Here is a 16,873-nt window from a genome sequence, read left to right as displayed (position 1 = left end):
CTACGCGCAGCGCACCGATCCTCAAGAAGCGCGAGGTCGTGCCCGAGAACGTCGCCAACGCCGTCTACGCGATCTGCACCGCGGACTTCTCGCACACGACCGGGCTGCACGTACCGGTCGACGCGGGTGTCGCCGCCGCGTTCCTGGAGGGCAGGAGCGATACCCACCAGCGGCAGCGCGTCGCCTGCCGGTCGACCTCGGCGCCACGAGCGGCCGGGTGATCGTCGGCCACGTCGACGCCGACGGCGTCCTGGATGGAGCACGTCGCCCGGTTCCCGAACGGCCCCGTGTCGGTGCACGAGCACGACCGACAAACCCCTGCACTGGGACGTCGTCGAGCCTCTACCGGCAGGTGACCGACGGGCTCCGCCAGGCATTCCCATGCACCCCGAGAAGCTCGTCAGCATCGGGATCGACTCTGTGGGCGGTCGACTACGGGCTCCTCCGCGACGGGCGCCTGCTCGAGGCCAAGCCGTTACCACTACCGCGACGAGCGCCACGAGCAGGGGTCGCACCCGTGCACGAGCGACTCGACGCGGCGGAGCTGTGGCCGCACGGAACGGCCTGCATGCACCTGCCCTTCAACACGCCGTTGACCAGCTCGCCGCCGACCCGACCGTGCCTGCTCGCCCAGCAGGCACTGCTCGTCCCCGACCTGCTCGGCCACTGGCTGACCGGCGTCGAGGCGGCCGAGCTGGCACGAACGCGTCGACCACCGGGCTGTTGAACGCGACCACGCGCGGGTGGGACCCGGCGTTGCGAGGCGGCTGCGCCGCCTCCCCGTCCGGACTCCTGCCCACCCTGCGCGACCAGGTGACCGGCTCGGACCCCTCTGCGCGCCGTCGCCGACCTGGTCGGCGGCAACGCACCCGTGACGCTGGTCGGGTCGGCACGACGTCCGCCTCCGCGGTCGTCGCGGTCCCCGCGACCGAGCCGGACTTCGCGTACATCTCCTCGGGCACCTGGTCGCTCGTCGGCGTCGAACTCGACGCCCCGGTCCTGGTCGGACGCGGCACGACAGGCCAACTGCACCAACGAGGGCGGGGTCGACGGACGGGTCCGGTTCCTCAAGAACGTGTCCGGACTGTGGCTGCTCTCCGAGAGCGTCCGCACCTGGGAACGTGGCGGGCCCGCATCGACCTGGAGGCGCTGCTCGACCTCCGCCGCGGCCGTCACCGCCCCGGTCCCCGTCTTCGACCCCGCGGACGAGTCGTTCACACCCCCTGGCGATAGCTGCCGTCGCGCATCGCGACGTGGTGCACGACGCACGGACTGAGCGCACCGGCCACCCGTGCGGAGTTCGTCCGGTCGATCCTCGAGTCGCTCGCGACCGCCTACGCCTCGACGCTCGACACCATCCGCGACGTCACCGGCGGGGACGTCCGCGTCCAGTGCACGTGGTCGGCGGCGGATCGCAGAACCCGACGCTCTGCCGCAACTCACCGCCGACTGCACCGGGCTGCGCGTGCTCGCGGGCTTCGTCGAGCCGACGGCGCTGGGCAACGTCCTGGTTGCAGGCGCGCGCCGCCTGGACTCGCGCGGGCTCGGAGGGCTTCACCGGAGGCACTCCGCAGGCACCGTCGCACGGACCGCCCGGCCCGCGTGCGGTACACCCCCTCCCCGGCCCTCGCGCGCCGCATCGCCCGCCGATCGAACCACCGTCCAGAACACCCGCATGACCACGACCGACGACCAGCACCGCGTCGACCCCGCGACCAGGGCCCCCGCTGCCTCGACCGGTCCCGCGTCCACCGCGCGTAGCCCGGGTGGAGAAGCGAGCTGCCGACCGTGCACGACCTCGCCCCGCTCATGCAGTTCAAGAAGCCGGACCTCAACGCTCGACGTCGCCAGTCTGGAGTCCGCCCTGACGATCTGGGACCTGCGGAAGATCGCGGCCCGCCGGACCCCGAAGGCGGCCTTCGACTACACCGAGGGTGCCGCCGAGGCCGAATCTCCCTCGCCCGGGCCCGGCAGGCGTTCGAGGACATCGAGTTCACGCCCGCTGATCCTCCGCGACGTCTCGTCGGTCGACACGTCGCGACAGGGGTCCTCGGCGGGAACGTCGCGTACCCGTTCGGCATCGCAACCGACGGGCTTCACCCGGATGATGCAGACCGAGGGCGAGCGCGCCGGAGGCCCGCGCGGCCGGTCGCGCCGGCATCCCGTTCTCGCTCTCCACGATGGGCACCACCGCCATCGAGGACGTCCGCGACGCGAACCCGCACGGCCGGAACTGGTTCCAGCTGTACATGTGGAAGGACCGCGAGAAGTCCATGGCGCTGGTCTCCCGCGCCGAGGCGGCCGGGTTCGACACCCTGCTCGTGACGGTGGACGTCCCCGTCGCCGGGGCCCACCTCCGTGACAAGCGGAACGGCTTCTCGATCCCGCCGCAGCTCGGCGCGAAGACCACTCGTCAACGCGATCCCCCGGCCGTGGTGGTGGTTCGACTTCCTCAATGACCGAGACACCCTGGCGTTCGCCTCCCTCGACCGCTGGTCCGGCACCGTCGGCAGCTCCTCGACCACATGTTCGACCCGACCGTCACCTACGAGGACCTCGCCTGGATCCGCGACCAGTGGAAGGGCAAGGTCGTGGTCAAGGGCGTGCAGTCCCTGGCGGACGCCAAGCGCCTGGCCGACCTCGGCGTCGACGGCATCACGCTGTCGAACCACGGCGGCAAGCAGCCTCGACCGCGCGCCCGTCCCCTTCCACCTCCTGCCCCAGGTGGTGAAGGAGGTCGGGAACGACACCGAGGTGCACCTCGACACCGGCATCATGTCCGGCGCCGACATCGTCGCGGCGGTGGCACTCGGCGCGAAGTTCACTGATGGTCGGTCGTGCCTACCTGTACGGCCTGATGGCGGGTGGCGAGGCCGGTGTCGACCGGATGATCCAGATCCTGTCCGAACAGATCGAACGGACGATGCAGCTGCTCGGCGTCGCGACCCTCGACGAGCTCGAGCCGGGCCACGTGACGCAGCTGCAGCGCTTCCTCCGGGTGGGGAAGCTGGAGAGCTGTTATATTTCAATATCGTATTTCTGCGGTACGCTCCCAGTGCGTGTCCTCCTGACGCGCATCGAGGAAGGTTCACTCACGTGAAGTACACCATCAAGGCCATCACGATCGGCGCACTCACCGCCGGCATGGTGGCAGTCCCGGCCGTCAGTGCGTTCGCCGCGACCACCCCGGTCACGGCCCCCGAGATCACCTCCGTGTACACGGGTGGTGCTAACAGCCTCGCGCGCGAAGGTACATGCTCGGGACCGGACCGCCTACATCCAGAACGGCACCGCCACGATCGGTGGGCAGGTCGAGGTCCTGCACCGCGATCTCCAAGGTCCAGCTGGTGTCCGGCGACAAGACGCTCTGCACCGACACCACCATCGAGGGCACCGCGGGTTCGTACGTGTTCTCGTGTGACGTCGTCGTCAGCCGAAGGGCCTTCACGGTCATCAAGGCCGTCGCGTTCCAGGGCACCGAGCACGCCGCGTCGGACCAGAGCCTGCTGCGCCTGACGAACTGCACGCCACGCAGACGCCGGGCCCGGTCACGCCGGTGGAAACCGGGCGCCGACGTCACCCCGCCGCCCGTCGCGGCCATCGACGCCCCCGAAGGTCTCTGCTCGTCGAGAACTTCGGCCTCAGGCGCCGCGCCTCGATCAAGATCGAGGGCCAGAAGCTCGCCGGCTCCGAGTTCGTCGTCACGCTCAACGGCAAGAACAGCGCCTCGACGCCGCCACCGGCCAGGCCGGATCGGCGTTCGTCGAAGCTCCACGACCTCCGGGCAACCAGTTCGTCGGCGTCAAGCAGGTCCTCCGGATCGACCACCAGCGCGTTCGGCACCCTCCGCGTGACTTCGGCGACACGTCGGGGACCACCACCCCGACCCCGACCCCGGACCCCGTCGCGACGGTCGACCCGACCCGACCGACCGACCCCGGCTTCACCGTCACCCCGCCGCCCGCCGCGGCCATCACGCCCTGGAAGGTCTCTGCTCGTCGAGAACTTCGGCCTCCGGCGCCGCGCCTCGATCAAGATCGAGGGCCAGAAACTCGCCGGCTCCGAGTTCGTCGTCAGCGTCGGCGGGAAGCAGCGCCTCGACGCCTCCAGCGGCCAGGCCGTCGCGTTCGTCGAGTCGCCCTACTTCGGGATCGCAGACCGGGTCCGCGTCCTCCAGGTCTCGGGCAGCACCTCGAGCACCGTGGGCCTGCTCACGGTCAAGTTCGGCGACACCACGGTGACCCCCGTGCAGCCCGTCTCGCCCGTAGTCCCGGTCGACCCGACGCGCCCGACCGACCCCGGCTTCACGGTAACCGCCGCCGACCTCGTCGACGATCTCCGCTCCGGAAGGTCTCGCTCATCGAGAACTTCGGCTTCCAGCGCCGCGCCTCGATCCTCATCCAGGGGCAGAAGCTCGCCGGCTCCGAGTTCCTCGTCACGCTGAACGGCAACACCGAGCGCCTCTCGGGCTTCGACTTCCCGGCCAGGCCGTCGCGTTCGTCAGCTCCAAGACCTCCGGTCCGCAGACCATCCAGCCACTGAGGTCTCGGTGAGACCTCGAGCACCGTCTCCACGTTCTCGGTCAACTTCTTCCTGATCCCCGAACACGCATGAGAGGGGGTCGGGCCATCGGTCCGCCCTCGGCCGGCCAGGCCGCGACCGCTCCTGGTCAGGAAGCGACCCGGAGTGGTGACCGATCGTACGATGAACGCCAGCGGGTCGGCCCGGACGGCGTCGACGGCGTGCTCGACGGCGCCGAGCACGACGACGTCGGCCCCGAGCGACGAGGCCACGATCTCGGGCACGGGGTCGAAGTGGCCGCCGTCGAGCAAGGCGCGTGCACGGTCGATCACCGCGGCGGCCGGCTCGGCGATGGCGCCGGCGACGACCACGCGGTCGATGTCGAGCAGGCTCGCGAGCAGCACGCACACCCGGGCCAACCGGTCGCCGAGCCGGCCGACGATCGAGACCGCGACGGGGTCCCCGACCCGGGCGGCGGCGAACACCGCGGCGGCGTCGGACTCCGGCCCGAGTGGCCCCCCGACGGGCAGTTCCCCCGCGGCCGCCGCCTCGACGACCAGCGTGCGGGCGGTCGCCCCGATGCCGTCGGACGAGCCCACGCCGTCCACGATCTCGAGCACGCGCATCTCGCCGGCGCCGCCGTGGGCACCGCGCAGCAGCACACCGTCGACGACGAGCTCGGCGCTCCGAAGCGCTCTCCGGAGAGCAGCGCCGCGAACGAGGCCTCGCCCGAGGATGGCCCCTCGGCGAGCGCCACCAGGTTCGCGTCGTTCTCGACCACCACGCGGCCGCCCGGCACGGCGTCGCCGAAGCCCGGGTTCATCCGGCCCCAGAAGCCGCCGTCGCTCCGGTGACACTCCGGCGGCGTCGACGAGCGCCGGGATCCCCACCACCGTCACGAGCACCAGGGCGGGGTCGACCGCGGCGTCGGCGAGCGCGGTCGCGATGGTCTCGGCCAGCACCCGCAGGCGGATCAGGCACGTCGAGTCCGGAATCGCCGAGGGTGCCCGTTTCGCAGCGCCCGGAGCACGGCACCGCGGAGATCGGCGACGAGGACGGTCACGCGGTAGCTAGCCCGGCGTCGACGCCGATCACCACCACCGGCGTCGAGTGTCGAGTTCGGCAACCGCCACGCGGGGCGCCCCATGCAGGTACTCCCCGCGGCCCGGGCGTCGTCGAGCTCACGGACCCGGCCGAGACGGACCAGTTCCTCGCACACGCCGAGCGCGGTTTCGAGCGGGTCAGGCCAGGTGGCGTCGATCGCCTCGGTCGCGGTGAAGGCGTGCACGGCGAAGGGCGTAGTCGAGCAGCGTCTCTGCGCTCGTTCCTCCGGTACGACGGCATGTCGTGACCCTATCGCGACGACAATTGCTTGCGCGATTAGATCCTCTCGCTGCGTTTAGTCCTGCGGGCGGCACCGGAGCCGTCCCGCGGTCCGAAAGGCGGGACGCCGGGTCCGGTGTGGACGGGAGACGACGTGCGACCACACGCCACGGAACCCGCCAGGAGCCGCAGCAGCGGTCAGCCGCCGCGGTTTCCTGTTCGGTGCGGGCGGCATCCGGAGCGAGCCTATCCCTCGCGGGATGCGCCCGGCGCCGTGGTCTTCGTCGAGCAGCCGACCCGGAGCCGATCGACGGCCAGCTTCTCGACGTCTCTGAAGCCCGAGGTGATCGGGTACTTCGACGACGTCATCGCGAAGTTCCACGCCACGCCATGGACAAGATCCGGGTCGCCCGCGACTCGACGTCGAGCATGTCCGCGAACTTCGTCCGGAACCGGCCGCCGGACCTCCGGGTGCTGGAACTACAACTTCTCCGTCGCCCCGTTCGTCGAGCACGGCGCGCTCACCGACCTGTCTGACCTGCCCCAGGCGGACACGATCAACCCCGACCTGTGGCCGCTCCCTCGAGCAGACCGCCGACTACCCCGGGCGGGAAGAGCGCCCTGCCGTACTCGGTCACCGCCACGTCGGTGATCTACAACAAAGGGCTCGTTCGCCGGAGCAGGGCCTCGAGGTCCCAACGACGTGGACCGAGTTCGCCGACGTCTGCGGGCGCCTGACGAAGGCTTCGAGCATCGCCCCGATCTACGGCACGTTCAAGGACAACTGGATCGATCGCGCAGGGCATGTTCGACTACTCGATCGGCGGCATGATCGACGTCCCGAAGACGTTCGCGGCGCTTCGAGCGCGAGGGCACCAGCGTCGGGAAGGACTCGTCCGTGTCGTTCGAGGAGGGACTTCGCCGCCCCGATGCAGCGGATGGAGCAGCTCCGGTCAGTGGCACCAGGACGGTGCGGCCAGCCGCGGGTACGGCGACGGGAACCTCGCCTTCGCGCAGGGCAAGGCTGCGATGTACCTGCAGGGGCCGTGGGCACTCGGCGAGATCGCCAAGACGAACAAGGACATGGACCTCGGCACGTTCCCGCTCCCCGTCACCGACGATGCCGCCGACCGGAAGGTTCGCGTGAACGTCGACCTGGCGCTCTGGATCCCGGAGGCGTCCCGCAAGCGGAGGCCGCCCGCGAGTTCCTGTCGTACCTGATGACCCCGAAGGTGAACGACCAGTACAACGCGGACAACAACGGGTTCGGCGTCCGGAAGGACGCTCCTCCCGCAAGCTCAACCCCGCACTCACCGGCATGCAGTCGTACTACGACGACGCGGCCTTCTACCTCGGCGCCTCGCAGCTCATCCCCGCCGAGATCCCCGTCGCGAACTACGCGCGAGTCCGATCGCCTTCGGCGGCGACGGCGCAGCGGCAACCGACACCCTCGACGCCGACTGGGCGAGTCTCTGCGCTCCGCACGGCCGCGTAAGGGAGACCTCGCATGGCCACCACGACCACCGAATCGATCACGACGGCGGACCGCCGCCGACGGGGCGGAGCCGCACCGGCGCCTCCAGTCCGTCACCCCCAAGCGGAAGCGGATCGAACCGCTCTTCCTCGCCTCCCTGCTCCCCACCCTGCTGCTCTTCACGCTCGCCGTGGTCACGCTGCCGGCCGGATGGGCATCGTGCTCAGCTTCACGAACTCCGTCGGCTTCGGCGAGTTCCGCTGCACGTCGGCCTGACGAACTACGTCGCCGTGTTCTCCGACCCGGCGATCCTGCAGGCGTACGTGTTCACGCTCGGCTTCTCGCTCGTCACGGTCATCGTCGTGAACGCGGTCGCGTTCCTGCTCGCCATCGCGCTGACGTCGAAGATCCGCGGGAAGATCAGCGCTCCGCGGGGTGTTCGTCCTGCCATGGTGATCTCCGGCATCGTCATCGCGTACGTATTCTCGTTCCTGTTCGCGAACAGCCTGCCGGCGGCCGCGTCCGCACTCTCGGATTCGCCCCGCTCGAGCAGAGCATCCTGGCGAACCCCGACCTGGCGTGGGTGGCCATCAAGATCGTCACCGCGTGGCAGGCGATCCCGTCGACGCTTCCTCATCTACATCGCCGGGGTCCTGTCGATCCCGGGCGAGGTCTACGAGGCACGCGGCGCTCGACGGCGAGCTCGTGCGCCAGCTGATCTCGATCACCGCGCCCCTGACGGCCGGCTACATCCTGATCAACCTCGTCATCGGGTTCAAGAACTTCCTGAACTCGTACGACATCATCGTCGGCCTGACCGACGGCGGCCCCGGAACGTCGACCACCAGCGTCGCGATGTCGATCTTCAAGGGTTCAACGGCGGCGACTACGCCTACCAGATGGCGAACGCCACGATCTTCTTCGTCATCGCGGTCGTCATCGCCGTGATCCAGCTGCGGGCGACCCGCGGGAAGGCAGCGCTCTGATGTCCCTGCAAGCACCCCTCCCGCCCCGGCACCACGACGACCGGCAGCATCCGGTCCGTCGACGCCGACAAGACCACCGGCCGTCGCGGTAGCCGGTCCAACTGGCCCGTCACCGTCCTGCTGGTCGTCTGCGCCCTGTCCGTCCTCGTCCCGCTCTACGTCACCCTCACGATGGCGTTCAAGACGACCGCGCAGTCGGTCGACGGCAACGCGTTCTCGCTGCCGGCGCCGTTCAGCGTCGACGGCTTCGTGCAGGCCTGGCAGCTGACCGACTTCCCACGGGCGTTCGGCGTCTCGGTGTTCGTCGCGGCCGTCACGGTCGTCGGCACGATCCTGCTCGCCTCGTTCACGGCGTACGCGATCGCCCGGAACTGGGACCGCCGACTCTTCCGCTGGTCGTTCTTCTACCTGCTCGCGGCGATGTTCCTGCCGTTCCCGGTGCTCGCGCTGTCGCGGGTGAAGCTCACCGGCATGGCCGGGCTCGACAACCCGGTCGGCGTCGCGATCCTGCACGTCATGTTCCAGCTGTCCTTCAGCGTGCTCCTCTTCACGGCGTTCCTGCGGTCGATCCCCGCCGAGCTGGAGGAGTGCCCGCATCGACGGTGCGAGCACGGGGCAGGTGTTCTGGCAGCTGGTGTTCCCCCTGCTCGCGCCGATGAGCGCCACCGTCGGCATCTTCGCGTTCCTGCGTCGTGGAACGACTTCGTGATGCCGTCCCTGATCACCTCGAACCCGGCGCTGCAGACCCTGCCGGTGCTGCAGCAGATGTTCCAGACGCAGTTCAGCAACAACTACAACGTGTCCTTCGCCTCGTACCTGATGGCGATGGCCCCGGCGATCATCGTCTACCTCGTCACCCAGCGATGGGTGATGGCCGGCGTGACCCAGGGCGCGATCAAGTGACCACGACGACCCAGACCTCGACGACCCCCACCTCCTCGACCCAGACCCTCCACGACCCCGACCTCCACGACCCCGACCTCGAGAGGATCCCCGTGACCGACATCCTGGTCCAGCCCGCCGCCACCACGACCGACGAGACCTGGTGGCGCCAGGCGAGCGTCTACCAGATCTACCCGCGCTCCTTCGCGGACGCGAACGGCGACGGCATCGGCGACCTGCTCGGCGTGACCTCGCGCGTCGGGTACCTGGCGTCGCTCGGCATCGAGGCCGTCTGGCTCAGCCCGTTCTACCCGTCCGCACTCGCCGACGGCGGCTACGACGTCGACGACTACCGCGACGTCGACCCGAAGCTCGGCACGCTCGACGACTTCGACGCCATGGTCGAGGCGCTGCACGGTGCGGGCATCCGAATGATCGTCGACATCGTGCCGAACCGCCGAGCGACCGGCACGAGTGGTTCCGTGGGGCGCTCGCAGCACCCAAGGGCCCGCCGCCCGTGACCGCTACGTGTTCCGCGACGGCAGCGGGCCCTCCGGCGAGGACGCCCCCGCCGACTGGATCTCGATCTTCGGCGGTCCGGCGTGGCCGCCGTCGGCGACGGCCAGTGGTACCTGCACAGCTTCGCCAAGGAGCAGCCCGACCTGAACTGGGCCAACCGCGAGGTCCGCGACGACTTCCTGCACACCCTCCGCTTCTGGTCCGACCGCGGGTCGACGGGTTCCGCATCGACGTGGCGCACGGGCTCGCGAAGGACCTGGGCGAGACCCTGCCGACGTGGGCCGAGCTCGCCGAGATGCCGAAGGACGGCACGCACCCGCTGTGGGACCGCGACGACGTGCACGAGATCTACGCCGAGTGGCGGCGGGTATTCGAGGAGTACACCCCCGCACGCACCGCCGTGGCCGAGGCCTGGGTCGCCGCCGACCGCCGCGCCCGCTACGCCAGCGCCGAGGGGCTCGAGCGAGGCGTTCAACTTCGACCTGCTCGAGGCCGACTTCGACGCCGGTTCGTTCAAGGAGATCATCGAGTTCAACCTCGGCCTGGCCGAGCAGTCCGGCTCGTCGACCACGTGGGTGTTCTCGAACCACGACGTCGTCCGGCACGCCACCCGGTACGCGCTGCCGCCGCGGAGCGGCGACGCCGACCACGCCCCCACCACCGAGAAGCAGGGCAGCGTGGCGGCTCAGCGGTGGCTCGCAGGACGCGCTCGACCGGTCGCTCGGCCTGCGACGGGCGAAGGCCGCGACCCTGCTCGAGCTCGCGCTGCCCGGCTCGGCCTACCTGTACCAGGGCGAGGAACTCGGTCTGCAGGAGGTCGGCGACATCCCCGATGCCGACCGCCAGGACCCGGCGTTCTTCCGGAACCCGGGCGTCGACGTCGGCCGTGACGGCTGCCGCGTGCCCCTCCGTGGACCCGCTCCGGATCGTCGTTCGGCTTCGGTACCGCCGGGTCGCACCTGCCGCAGCCGTCGTGGTTCGGCGAGTCCTCGGTCGAGGCCGAGGACGCCGACCCCGACTCCAGCTGAACCTGTACCGGAAGGCCCTCGGGCTGCGCGGGCAGCTGCAGTCCGAGGAGCACCTCGAGTGGCTCGAGACCGGACGCGACGACGTGCTCGCCTTCCGCCGGCCGAACGGCTGGACGAGCGTGACGGTGTTCGGTGACGAGCCCTAGCGGACTCCCCGCCGGCGAGCTGCTGCTCGCCCTCGCGCCGGTGGCAGACGGCGCACTGTCGGGTGGGGACGGCCTGGTTGCGTTCCTGACGGAAGGTGCGCGTCCTCGACGTGACCAGGTGCCGGACTGGAGGCGCGGTGCAGGCAGGCACCGCGCCTCCAGTCCGTCAGGCGGTCTCGTTCCCGACCGTTGCGATGATTCCGGAAATCCGTAGGATCGAATCATGACGGACACCGAGGCAGCGATCACCGACCTGCGGGAGCGGGTCGCGGCGCTGGAAGCGGCGCTGCTCGAACACCCCACCCCCGACATCGACCCGCCGTCCGACGCGGATGCGGACGCCTTCTGGGCGCTGACCGGGCTCGAGGCGCGCCTCGGCGACACCGGCGGCGTGCTCTACACCGGCAGCGTCCCGACGGTCGGCGGCCCCGTGCGGTGGCAGTACGGCGCCACCGCGACCGACCTGTTCACCGACGACTGGTCGGCCGGTACCGTGGCGACGTCCCTCTCCGCCCTCGGACACCCGGTCCGGCTGCGACTCCTGCAGGCACTCGCCGACCGGCCCGCCTCGGTGGCCGAGCTGCGCGACCTCCCCGACGTCGGCAGCACCGGGCAGGTGTACCACCACCTCGGGCTGCTGCGGCAGCCGGGTGGGTGCGGCAGACCACGCGGGGCCACTACGCCGTCCCGCCGGAGCGTCTCGTCCCCCCTGCTCGCAACCGTCCTGGCCGGCGGGAGGACCCCGTGACCGCGCGGCCGGTCCGCCGTCGGACGGCGGTCACGGCGGCTGCCGCGGGTGCCGCGGTCCTCGGACTCGGCGCGCTCGGACGCCCGCGGCCGCCGCGTGCCGGCGCCTCCGGACCGGAGACCCGGAGCTCGCCGACCGGCTGGCTGCGATCTGCGCCGGCACCACCGTCGGGAACGTGACGGCGACGGTGGTGGGACCCGACGACACGCGGTTCGCCGGGCTCGGCGCCGACCGGCACACCGAGGTCGAGATCGGGTCCGTCACGAAGACCACGACCGCGTTCCTCCTCGCCCGACTCGACGCCCTCGGGGTGGTCTCCCTCGACGACCGGGTGGCCGACCACCTCGACGTCGGCGCGGGCGAGTACAGCCTGCTCGAGCTCGCCAGCCACCGGTCCGGACTCCCCCGGTTGGACCCTCGACCGGCTGCCGTTGGCCGGATGGTCCTGTCGAACTTCCTGCGTTCCGACCCGTACCAGGCCGACGGTCCCGCCGACGTGGTCGCCGCGGCCCGCTCCGCCGGCGCGACCGACCGCGGCGAGGTGTCCTACTCGAACCTCGGCGTCGCCCTGCTCGGGCAGGCGCTCGCGACGGCGGCCGACACCCGGTGGGACGAGCTGCTCCGGACCCACCTGCTCGAACCGCTCGGCATGGGGTCGACCACCACCCCGCTCAGCCCGGCGGGCCTCGCTCCCGGAGCCCCACGTGGACGGACCGCGGCCGGACGACCCGCAGACCCGTGGACGATGGCGGGCTGGGCGCCGGCCGGCGGGGTCCGCTCGACGGCGAGCGACATGTCCCGGTACCTCCGCGCGCTCCTCGACGACGCGCTGCCCGGCGTCGCCGCCGACGACCTGCTCGAGCCGCGCTTCGACGCCGGCGACGGCAGCCGCATCGGACTCGCCTGGTTCACGGACCGGTTCCGCGGTCGCACGGTGACCTGGCACAACGGCGGGACCGGCGGGTACGCCACCATGCTCGCGATGGACCGTCACTCGCGCACCGGGGTGTTCGTCGCGTCGGACGTCGCCGCCACGGTGGACCAGGTCGGCATCCGGCTGCTGGCGGAGGTCGCCGCGTGAACGCCGGGTGGGTGCTCGTCGTCGTCTCGGTCATCGGCCTCGTCGCACCGGCCGGGGTCGCGCTGGCCGGTTTCCGGGGCCTCCGTGGTCCGGTACCGCGCCGCGCGGGCGCGCAGGACCGGCTCGTCGTGCTGTCCGGCGCGGTCGGAGCCGCCGCGATCCTCGTCGTCGCCCGGCAGCTCGGTGACTGGGACGGCGCGCTGTCCGCAGTGTGGTGGGTGCTCACCGGGGTGGCAGCGGCGTGCGCCGTCGGGATCGCGCTGCGGTGGCCGGACCTGCCGTGGCGGGACCCGCACCGCCGCGGTGGTCCGGTCCGCGACGGTGTCGGGATCGGCCTCACCGTGCTGTTCGGAGCGGTGGCCGCGCTGGTCCTCTGACCGACGGCCCACGCTGCTCAGCCGACCGACGGGCCGTCAGGCGGTCCCGGTAGTGTCGGCACGTCGAGAGGGGCGAGGATGACCGGGGCGAGGATCACCGTGCAGGACTTCGTCATGCGCTTCGGCGACCGGAACGTGGTCGACGGCCTGTCGTTCGACATCGCCCCCGGCGAGACCTTCGGCCTGCTCGGCAGCAACGGTTCCGGCAAGACCACCACGATCCGCGCCCTGCTCGGCATCACGACCCCGACGGCCGGCACGCTCACGATCGACGGGCACCCTTACAGGCCCGCCACTGGCGGCATCGGCTACCTGCCGGAGGAACGCGGGCTCTACCGCAAGGAATCCGTGATCGACGTGATGTCCTACTTCGGGCGACTGCGGGGGCTCCGTGGTCCCGAGGCCACGGCGTGGAGCATGGACTACCTCGCCCGGGTCGGTCTCGCCGACCGCGCGAAGCTCCGGGTCGACAAGCTCTCCGGCGGCCAGCAGCAGAAGGTGCAGCTCGGCATCACGATCATGGACCGCCCGCGACTGCTCATCCTCGACGAACCGACGAAGGGCCTCGACCCGGTGAACCGTCGGCTGCTGCTCGACCTGGTCGACGAGCGGAAGGCCGACGGTGCGACCGTCATCCTCGTCACGCACCACATGGACGAGGTCGAACGGCTCTGCGACCGGATCCTGCTGCTCAAGGACGGCGCCGCGGCCGCCTACGGCACCATCCCCGACGTGCAGGACGCCTTCGGCGGCGCGGTGGCCCGGGTCGGCCTCGACGGCACCGTCCCGCGCTCCCCGCTCTACCGGCTCGCCCGCCACGAGGGGCACGTCGCCTACCTCGTCCCGACCGAGGCCGCCGCGGCCGACGGGTCGGACATCCTCGCGACGCTCGTCGCCGCCGGCGTCCACGTCACCGCGTTCGAGATGCGCCGCATCCCCCTCGACGAGATCTTCGTGCAGGTCTACGGGCACGACGCCGACGCCGGGGTGGCCGCGTGAGCCGCCTCGGGACCGTCGTCCGGTTCGAGTTCGTCCGTGCGGTGAAGAAGCCCGCGCGTTCTGGATCGGCACGCTCGCGCTACCCGTCGTCATCGTGGTCGTCTCGCTGCTCGTCGGCGTCGGGCAGGCCGCCGGCACCGACTCGGTGATGTCGAGCTCCTCGGCGGCACGGACCCCTTCCACTACGTCGACGACTCCGGCCTGGTGTCCGAGCGGGTCGCGCACAAGTGGGGCGGATCACCGTCCAGTGACCCGGCAGCCGACCGTGCGGCGGTGCGCGACGGCCGGCTCGACGCCTTCATCACCTTCCCCGAGTCGCCGTCGACCACGCCGATCCGGGTCGAGGCCGCCGACCGCGGCCTGTTCGGCAACGGCGGCTACTCGTCCCTCGCCACGCAGGTCCTCGAGCAGAGCGTCGCGTCGACGGTCGACGACCCCGAGACCGTCCACCTGCTGCGGACGCCGCCGGACACCGACCTCACCACCTACGCCGACGGCAAGGTCGCGCCGGGGTGGCTGTCGATCGTGCCGCCGTTCGTCTTCGTCGCCGCGTTCTTCGGGCTCGTCATCCTGCTCGCAGCGCGGATGGTGACCGTGGTCGTCGAGGAGAAGGAGAACCGGATCTCCGAGATGATCCTCACCACGGTCACCGCCGGCGACCTCATCCGCGGCAAGGTCATCGCCATGCTGCTCGTCGGGTTCGTCCAGGTCGGGGTGTTCGTGATCCCCGGGCTCGTCGGCCTGGTGGCGCTCCTGCCGCTCATCGCCTCGCGCCTGGGTGGCCTCGTGATCGACCCGTGGCGGATGACCGTCGGGGCGCTGCTGCTGATCGGCGGTGTGCTGCTGGCGTCCGGGCTCTTCGTGGCCGTCGGCGCCGCCGTGCCGTCGATCAAGGACGCCTCGGCGTTGCAGTCCGCGGCGATCTTCGCGCTGATCATCCCGATCTACGCGGCGTTCTTCGTGATGACGACGCCGACGTCGCCGATCGCCGGGTTCTTCACGTACTTCCCGACGTTCACGCCGATCACCGCGATGGTGCGGAACGCCGTCGGTTCCCTCAGCGTGACCGAGTCGGTGGTGTGCATCGTCGAGGTGTTCGTCGTCGCCGGGCTGCTGCTGTGGTTCGCGGAGTACCTGTTCCGGCACTCGGTCGCCCAGTACGGCTCGAAGGTGACGCTGCGCCAGATCGCGTCGTGGCGGCGGACCCGCGCGCGCTGACCGCGCGGTGAGGCGTCGGCCACCAGCGCGGTGAGGCGTCAGCTGCCGGCGATCCGCCGGAGGGCGTCGAGGTGCGCGTCCCACACCGACCGTCCCTGCTTCGTCAGCGTGATCGACGTGCGCGGTGTCTTCCCGACGAAGGCCTTGCCCACCGACACGTACCCGGCGGCCTCGAGCAGGGAGACCTGCTTGCTGAGGACGGAGTCGCTGACCTCGACGGCGTCACGGACCTCGCGGAAGCCGAGGGTCCCCGCCCGGGTCAGCGCTGCGACCACCGAGAAGCGCACCGGATGCTGCAGCAGGTCGTCGAGTTCGTGGCGCGGATGGGTCCGGTCGGTGGTCGTCACGAGCGCGACTCCCACGCGGCACACGCGAGCGCCACGACCAGCACGGCGCCGGACGTCACGCCGGACCACAGCACCGATCCGTGCACCCAGGCGACGACCGCGATCGCCGCACAGTAGGTCACCGTCCAGCTCGCGATGTAGACGGTCCACCGCCGACTCCGCGCGAACGCCGACCGCCCACGGATGCTGATCGCGAAGAAGAGCAGCAACGCGAACAGGGTCGCGAGGGTCCCGACGTAGACGGCCGCGAAGGCATCGCCGGTCGTGAGTCCCATCCCGAGCGTGCCGAGCGCGGTCGAGACGCCGAGCGCGGTGATGAAGGTGACGTACGGCCAGCGGACGGCGTCGTGCGCCCGTCGGCTGATCCGGTCGGCTCGTTCGAGCAACTCCGCCGCCTCGGCGGGTCGCGGTCGTCCTGCGGTCTGGTCCATGGTGTCCCCTCTCGTTGACAACAGTCTGGCAAGTACTTTCCGCATTGGCAAGTACTTTCCAGAGAATCCAGCAGGATGGATCAGCTCGTCAGGACGACCTCGTCGAGGTCCCAGGCCGGGACCTCACGCTCACGCCAGCCCTGGCGGAGGGTCCGGACGGCGCGGTCGTACTCCACCAGCACGTCGAGGTGCGGCCGGACCAGCATCTGGATCTGCAGGCCCTCGTACAGGGCGAGGAGCTGCGTCGCCGCCTGGTAGGCGGGGATCGCGAGGCGTTCGTTCCCGGCGTCGACGTCCCGTTGGATGCCGGTCTCGAGCTGCGCGACGTACTCCTCGAAGCGTTTCCGGAACAGCTCGGCGAAGCGGGTGTCGGCAGCGGCGATCGTGATCACGCCGGCGAGCACCCGCACGAGACCCAGGTCGGCGACGTCCTCGGCGAGGGTCATCCGGACGAACGCGATCGTGCAGCTCGGCGGGTTCTTCCGGCGGGTCCCGCGGAGCTGCGTCCACCGGTCGTACGTCACGAGCAGCAGCGCGTCCCAGGTCGGGAAGAGCCGCTCGACCACCTCGAGCCCGACGCCCGCGACCTCGGCGACCACCGATGCGTCCACGGCGTCGAAGGGGTGCAGGCGGTAGGCGCGGATTGCTCCGCGGACGATGCGCTCGGCGATGGACTGTTCGTCCTCGATGCGCTCGCCCTGCTCGTGGTCCATCCGACCATCCCAGCGGACGGACGGGCTTCTGTCTGCTCCCCGACCGGGGGCCGTTGCGTTCTGCGGATGATCCGCGCGGA

Annotated in this window: 19 protein-coding genes and 4 pseudogenes; 17 read left to right on the top strand and 6 right to left on the bottom strand. The window is 71.0% G+C overall.

Annotation, left to right across the window (positions count from 1 at the left end):
• The first annotated feature begins 352 nt into the window (after positions 1 to 352).
• From ACZ8AI_RS08765 to ACZ8AI_RS08750, 4 genes and pseudogenes are all read left to right on the top strand, one after another.
• Positions 353 to 727 carry a hypothetical protein gene (locus tag ACZ8AI_RS08765; RefSeq protein WP_464857946.1) on the top strand — a complete coding sequence of 125 codons (375 nt, stop codon included), beginning with the start codon at positions 353 to 355 and terminating at the stop codon, positions 725 to 727.
• A complete protein-coding gene (locus tag ACZ8AI_RS08760; RefSeq protein WP_464858162.1) occupies positions 724 to 1,233 on the top strand; it encodes a hypothetical protein in 510 nt (169 codons plus the stop codon). Before ACZ8AI_RS08765 ends, ACZ8AI_RS08760 begins: the two co-directional genes overlap by 4 nt.
• Positions 1,234 to 2,159: 926 nt before the next feature.
• A pseudogene (locus tag ACZ8AI_RS08755) lies at positions 2,160 to 2,624 on the top strand (alpha-hydroxy acid oxidase); the annotation flags it as partial.
• 203 nt (positions 2,625 to 2,827) lie between these two features.
• Positions 2,828 to 3,100 carry an alpha-hydroxy-acid oxidizing protein gene (locus tag ACZ8AI_RS08750; protein WP_464857945.1) on the top strand — a complete coding sequence of 91 codons (273 nt, stop codon included), beginning with the start codon at positions 2,828 to 2,830 and terminating at the stop codon, positions 3,098 to 3,100.
• Here the strand turns inward: ACZ8AI_RS08750 and ACZ8AI_RS08745 are convergent.
• Positions 3,093 to 3,221: a hypothetical protein gene (locus ACZ8AI_RS08745; RefSeq protein ID WP_464857944.1), complete on the bottom strand. Its 129-nt coding sequence runs from the start codon at positions 3,219 to 3,221 to the stop codon at positions 3,093 to 3,095. The two genes, ACZ8AI_RS08750 and ACZ8AI_RS08745, sit on opposite strands and share 8 nt — an antisense overlap.
• Positions 3,222 to 3,226: 5 nt before the next feature.
• On the opposite strand from ACZ8AI_RS08745, the gene ACZ8AI_RS08740 reads away from it, so the two are divergent.
• On the top strand, positions 3,227 to 3,421 hold the full coding sequence (locus tag ACZ8AI_RS08740) for a hypothetical protein (protein ID WP_464857943.1): 195 nt from the start codon (positions 3,227 to 3,229) through the stop codon (positions 3,419 to 3,421).
• Between the two features lie 883 nt (positions 3,422 to 4,304).
• Here the strand turns inward: ACZ8AI_RS08740 and ACZ8AI_RS08735 are convergent.
• Together ACZ8AI_RS08735 and ACZ8AI_RS08730 are read right to left on the bottom strand one after the other, a co-directional pair.
• Positions 4,305 to 5,483, bottom strand: a complete 1,179-nt coding sequence (locus ACZ8AI_RS08735; protein WP_464857942.1) for an ROK family protein — start codon at positions 5,481 to 5,483, stop codon at positions 4,305 to 4,307.
• Positions 5,484 to 5,494: 11 nt separating this feature from the next.
• A complete protein-coding gene (locus tag ACZ8AI_RS08730; RefSeq protein WP_464857941.1) occupies positions 5,495 to 5,809 on the bottom strand; it encodes a hypothetical protein in 315 nt (104 codons plus the stop codon).
• Positions 5,810 to 6,118: 309 nt separating this feature from the next.
• On the opposite strand from ACZ8AI_RS08730, the gene ACZ8AI_RS08725 reads away from it, so the two are divergent.
• The 12 genes and pseudogenes from ACZ8AI_RS08725 to ACZ8AI_RS08670 all read left to right on the top strand — a co-directional run bounded on the left by ACZ8AI_RS08725 (position 6,119) and on the right by ACZ8AI_RS08670 (position 15,302).
• On the top strand, positions 6,119 to 6,496 hold the full coding sequence (locus ACZ8AI_RS08725) for a hypothetical protein (RefSeq protein ID WP_464857940.1): 378 nt from the start codon (positions 6,119 to 6,121) through the stop codon (positions 6,494 to 6,496).
• 152 nt (positions 6,497 to 6,648) lie between these two features.
• The gene (locus ACZ8AI_RS08720) at positions 6,649 to 7,065 is read left to right on the top strand and encodes a hypothetical protein (RefSeq protein WP_464857939.1); all 417 of its coding nucleotides are present in this window, start codon (positions 6,649 to 6,651) and stop codon (positions 7,063 to 7,065) included.
• Positions 7,066 to 7,162: 97 nt separating this feature from the next.
• Positions 7,163 to 7,339: a hypothetical protein gene (locus tag ACZ8AI_RS08715; protein ID WP_464858161.1), complete on the top strand. Its 177-nt coding sequence runs from the start codon at positions 7,163 to 7,165 to the stop codon at positions 7,337 to 7,339.
• 112 nt (positions 7,340 to 7,451) lie between these two features.
• Positions 7,452 to 8,304 (top strand): annotated as a pseudogene (locus tag ACZ8AI_RS08710) (carbohydrate ABC transporter permease).
• 48 nt (positions 8,305 to 8,352) lie between these two features.
• Positions 8,353 to 9,207 (top strand): annotated as a pseudogene (locus ACZ8AI_RS08705) (carbohydrate ABC transporter permease).
• A pseudogene (locus ACZ8AI_RS08700) lies at positions 9,168 to 10,968 on the top strand (glycoside hydrolase family 13 protein). The pseudogenes ACZ8AI_RS08705 and ACZ8AI_RS08700 overlap by 40 nt, the downstream one beginning before the upstream one ends.
• Positions 10,969 to 11,102: 134 nt before the next feature.
• Positions 11,103 to 11,627, top strand: coding sequence for an ArsR/SmtB family transcription factor (locus ACZ8AI_RS08695; RefSeq protein ID WP_464857938.1), 525 nt, complete (start codon positions 11,103 to 11,105; stop codon positions 11,625 to 11,627).
• 175 nt (positions 11,628 to 11,802) lie between these two features.
• Positions 11,803 to 12,708: a serine hydrolase domain-containing protein gene (locus ACZ8AI_RS08690; RefSeq protein WP_464857937.1), complete on the top strand. Its 906-nt coding sequence runs from the start codon at positions 11,803 to 11,805 to the stop codon at positions 12,706 to 12,708.
• Entirely contained in the window at positions 12,705 to 13,085 is a 381-nt protein-coding gene (locus ACZ8AI_RS08685; RefSeq protein ID WP_071291313.1) for a hypothetical protein, read from the top strand. The genes ACZ8AI_RS08690 and ACZ8AI_RS08685 overlap by 4 nt, the downstream gene beginning before the upstream one ends.
• A 78-nt stretch (positions 13,086 to 13,163) precedes the next feature.
• A complete protein-coding gene (locus ACZ8AI_RS08680; protein ID WP_464857936.1) occupies positions 13,164 to 14,084 on the top strand; it encodes an ABC transporter ATP-binding protein in 921 nt (306 codons plus the stop codon).
• Complete coding sequence (locus ACZ8AI_RS08675; RefSeq protein ID WP_464857935.1) at positions 14,081 to 14,233, top strand: hypothetical protein; 153 nt, start codon at positions 14,081 to 14,083, stop codon at positions 14,231 to 14,233. The genes ACZ8AI_RS08680 and ACZ8AI_RS08675 overlap by 4 nt, the downstream gene beginning before the upstream one ends.
• 55 nt (positions 14,234 to 14,288) lie before the next feature.
• A complete protein-coding gene (locus ACZ8AI_RS08670) occupies positions 14,289 to 15,302 on the top strand; it encodes an ABC transporter permease (protein ID WP_464857934.1) in 1,014 nt (337 codons plus the stop codon).
• A 38-nt stretch (positions 15,303 to 15,340) separates the two neighbouring features.
• Here ACZ8AI_RS08670 and ACZ8AI_RS08665 read toward each other — a convergent pair whose 3' ends face one another.
• From ACZ8AI_RS08665 to ACZ8AI_RS08655, 3 genes are all read right to left on the bottom strand, one after another.
• The gene (locus ACZ8AI_RS08665; protein WP_464857933.1) at positions 15,341 to 15,649 is read right to left on the bottom strand and encodes a winged helix-turn-helix domain-containing protein; all 309 of its coding nucleotides are present in this window, start codon (positions 15,647 to 15,649) and stop codon (positions 15,341 to 15,343) included.
• Positions 15,646 to 16,080: a chemotaxis protein CheY gene (locus ACZ8AI_RS08660; RefSeq protein WP_464857932.1), complete on the bottom strand. Its 435-nt coding sequence runs from the start codon at positions 16,078 to 16,080 to the stop codon at positions 15,646 to 15,648. The genes ACZ8AI_RS08665 and ACZ8AI_RS08660 overlap by 4 nt, the downstream gene beginning before the upstream one ends.
• An 80-nt stretch (positions 16,081 to 16,160) precedes the next feature.
• Positions 16,161 to 16,793 carry a hypothetical protein gene (locus ACZ8AI_RS08655; protein ID WP_464857931.1) on the bottom strand — a complete coding sequence of 211 codons (633 nt, stop codon included), beginning with the start codon at positions 16,791 to 16,793 and terminating at the stop codon, positions 16,161 to 16,163.
• Between the last annotated feature and the right edge of the window lie 80 nt (positions 16,794 to 16,873).

The sequence above is a fragment of the Curtobacterium sp. AC273 genome (assembly GCF_979253735.1).
The sequence above is the reverse complement of the archived record's forward strand: the minus strand, read 5'-3'. Positions and strand labels throughout refer to the sequence as shown.

Bases quoted from the DNA above. Each gene is read 5' to 3' on its own strand.
- ACZ8AI_RS08750 (WP_464857945.1), top strand. From the start codon at position 2,828: ATGGTCGGTCGTGCCTACCTGTACGGCCTGATGGCGGGTGGCGAGGCC.
- ACZ8AI_RS08720 (WP_464857939.1), top strand. From the start codon at position 6,649: ATGTTCGACTACTCGATCGGCGGCATGATCGACGTCCCGAAGACGTTC.
- ACZ8AI_RS08715 (WP_464858161.1), top strand. From the start codon at position 7,163: ATGCAGTCGTACTACGACGACGCGGCCTTCTACCTCGGCGCCTCGCAG.
- ACZ8AI_RS08695 (WP_464857938.1), top strand. From the start codon at position 11,103: ATGACGGACACCGAGGCAGCGATCACCGACCTGCGGGAGCGGGTCGCG.
- ACZ8AI_RS08660 (WP_464857932.1), bottom strand. From the start codon at position 16,080: ATGGACCAGACCGCAGGACGACCGCGACCCGCCGAGGCGGCGGAGTTG.
- ACZ8AI_RS08680 (WP_464857936.1), top strand. From the start codon at position 13,164: ATGACCGGGGCGAGGATCACCGTGCAGGACTTCGTCATGCGCTTCGGC.
- ACZ8AI_RS08655 (WP_464857931.1), bottom strand. From the start codon at position 16,793: ATGGACCACGAGCAGGGCGAGCGCATCGAGGACGAACAGTCCATCGCC.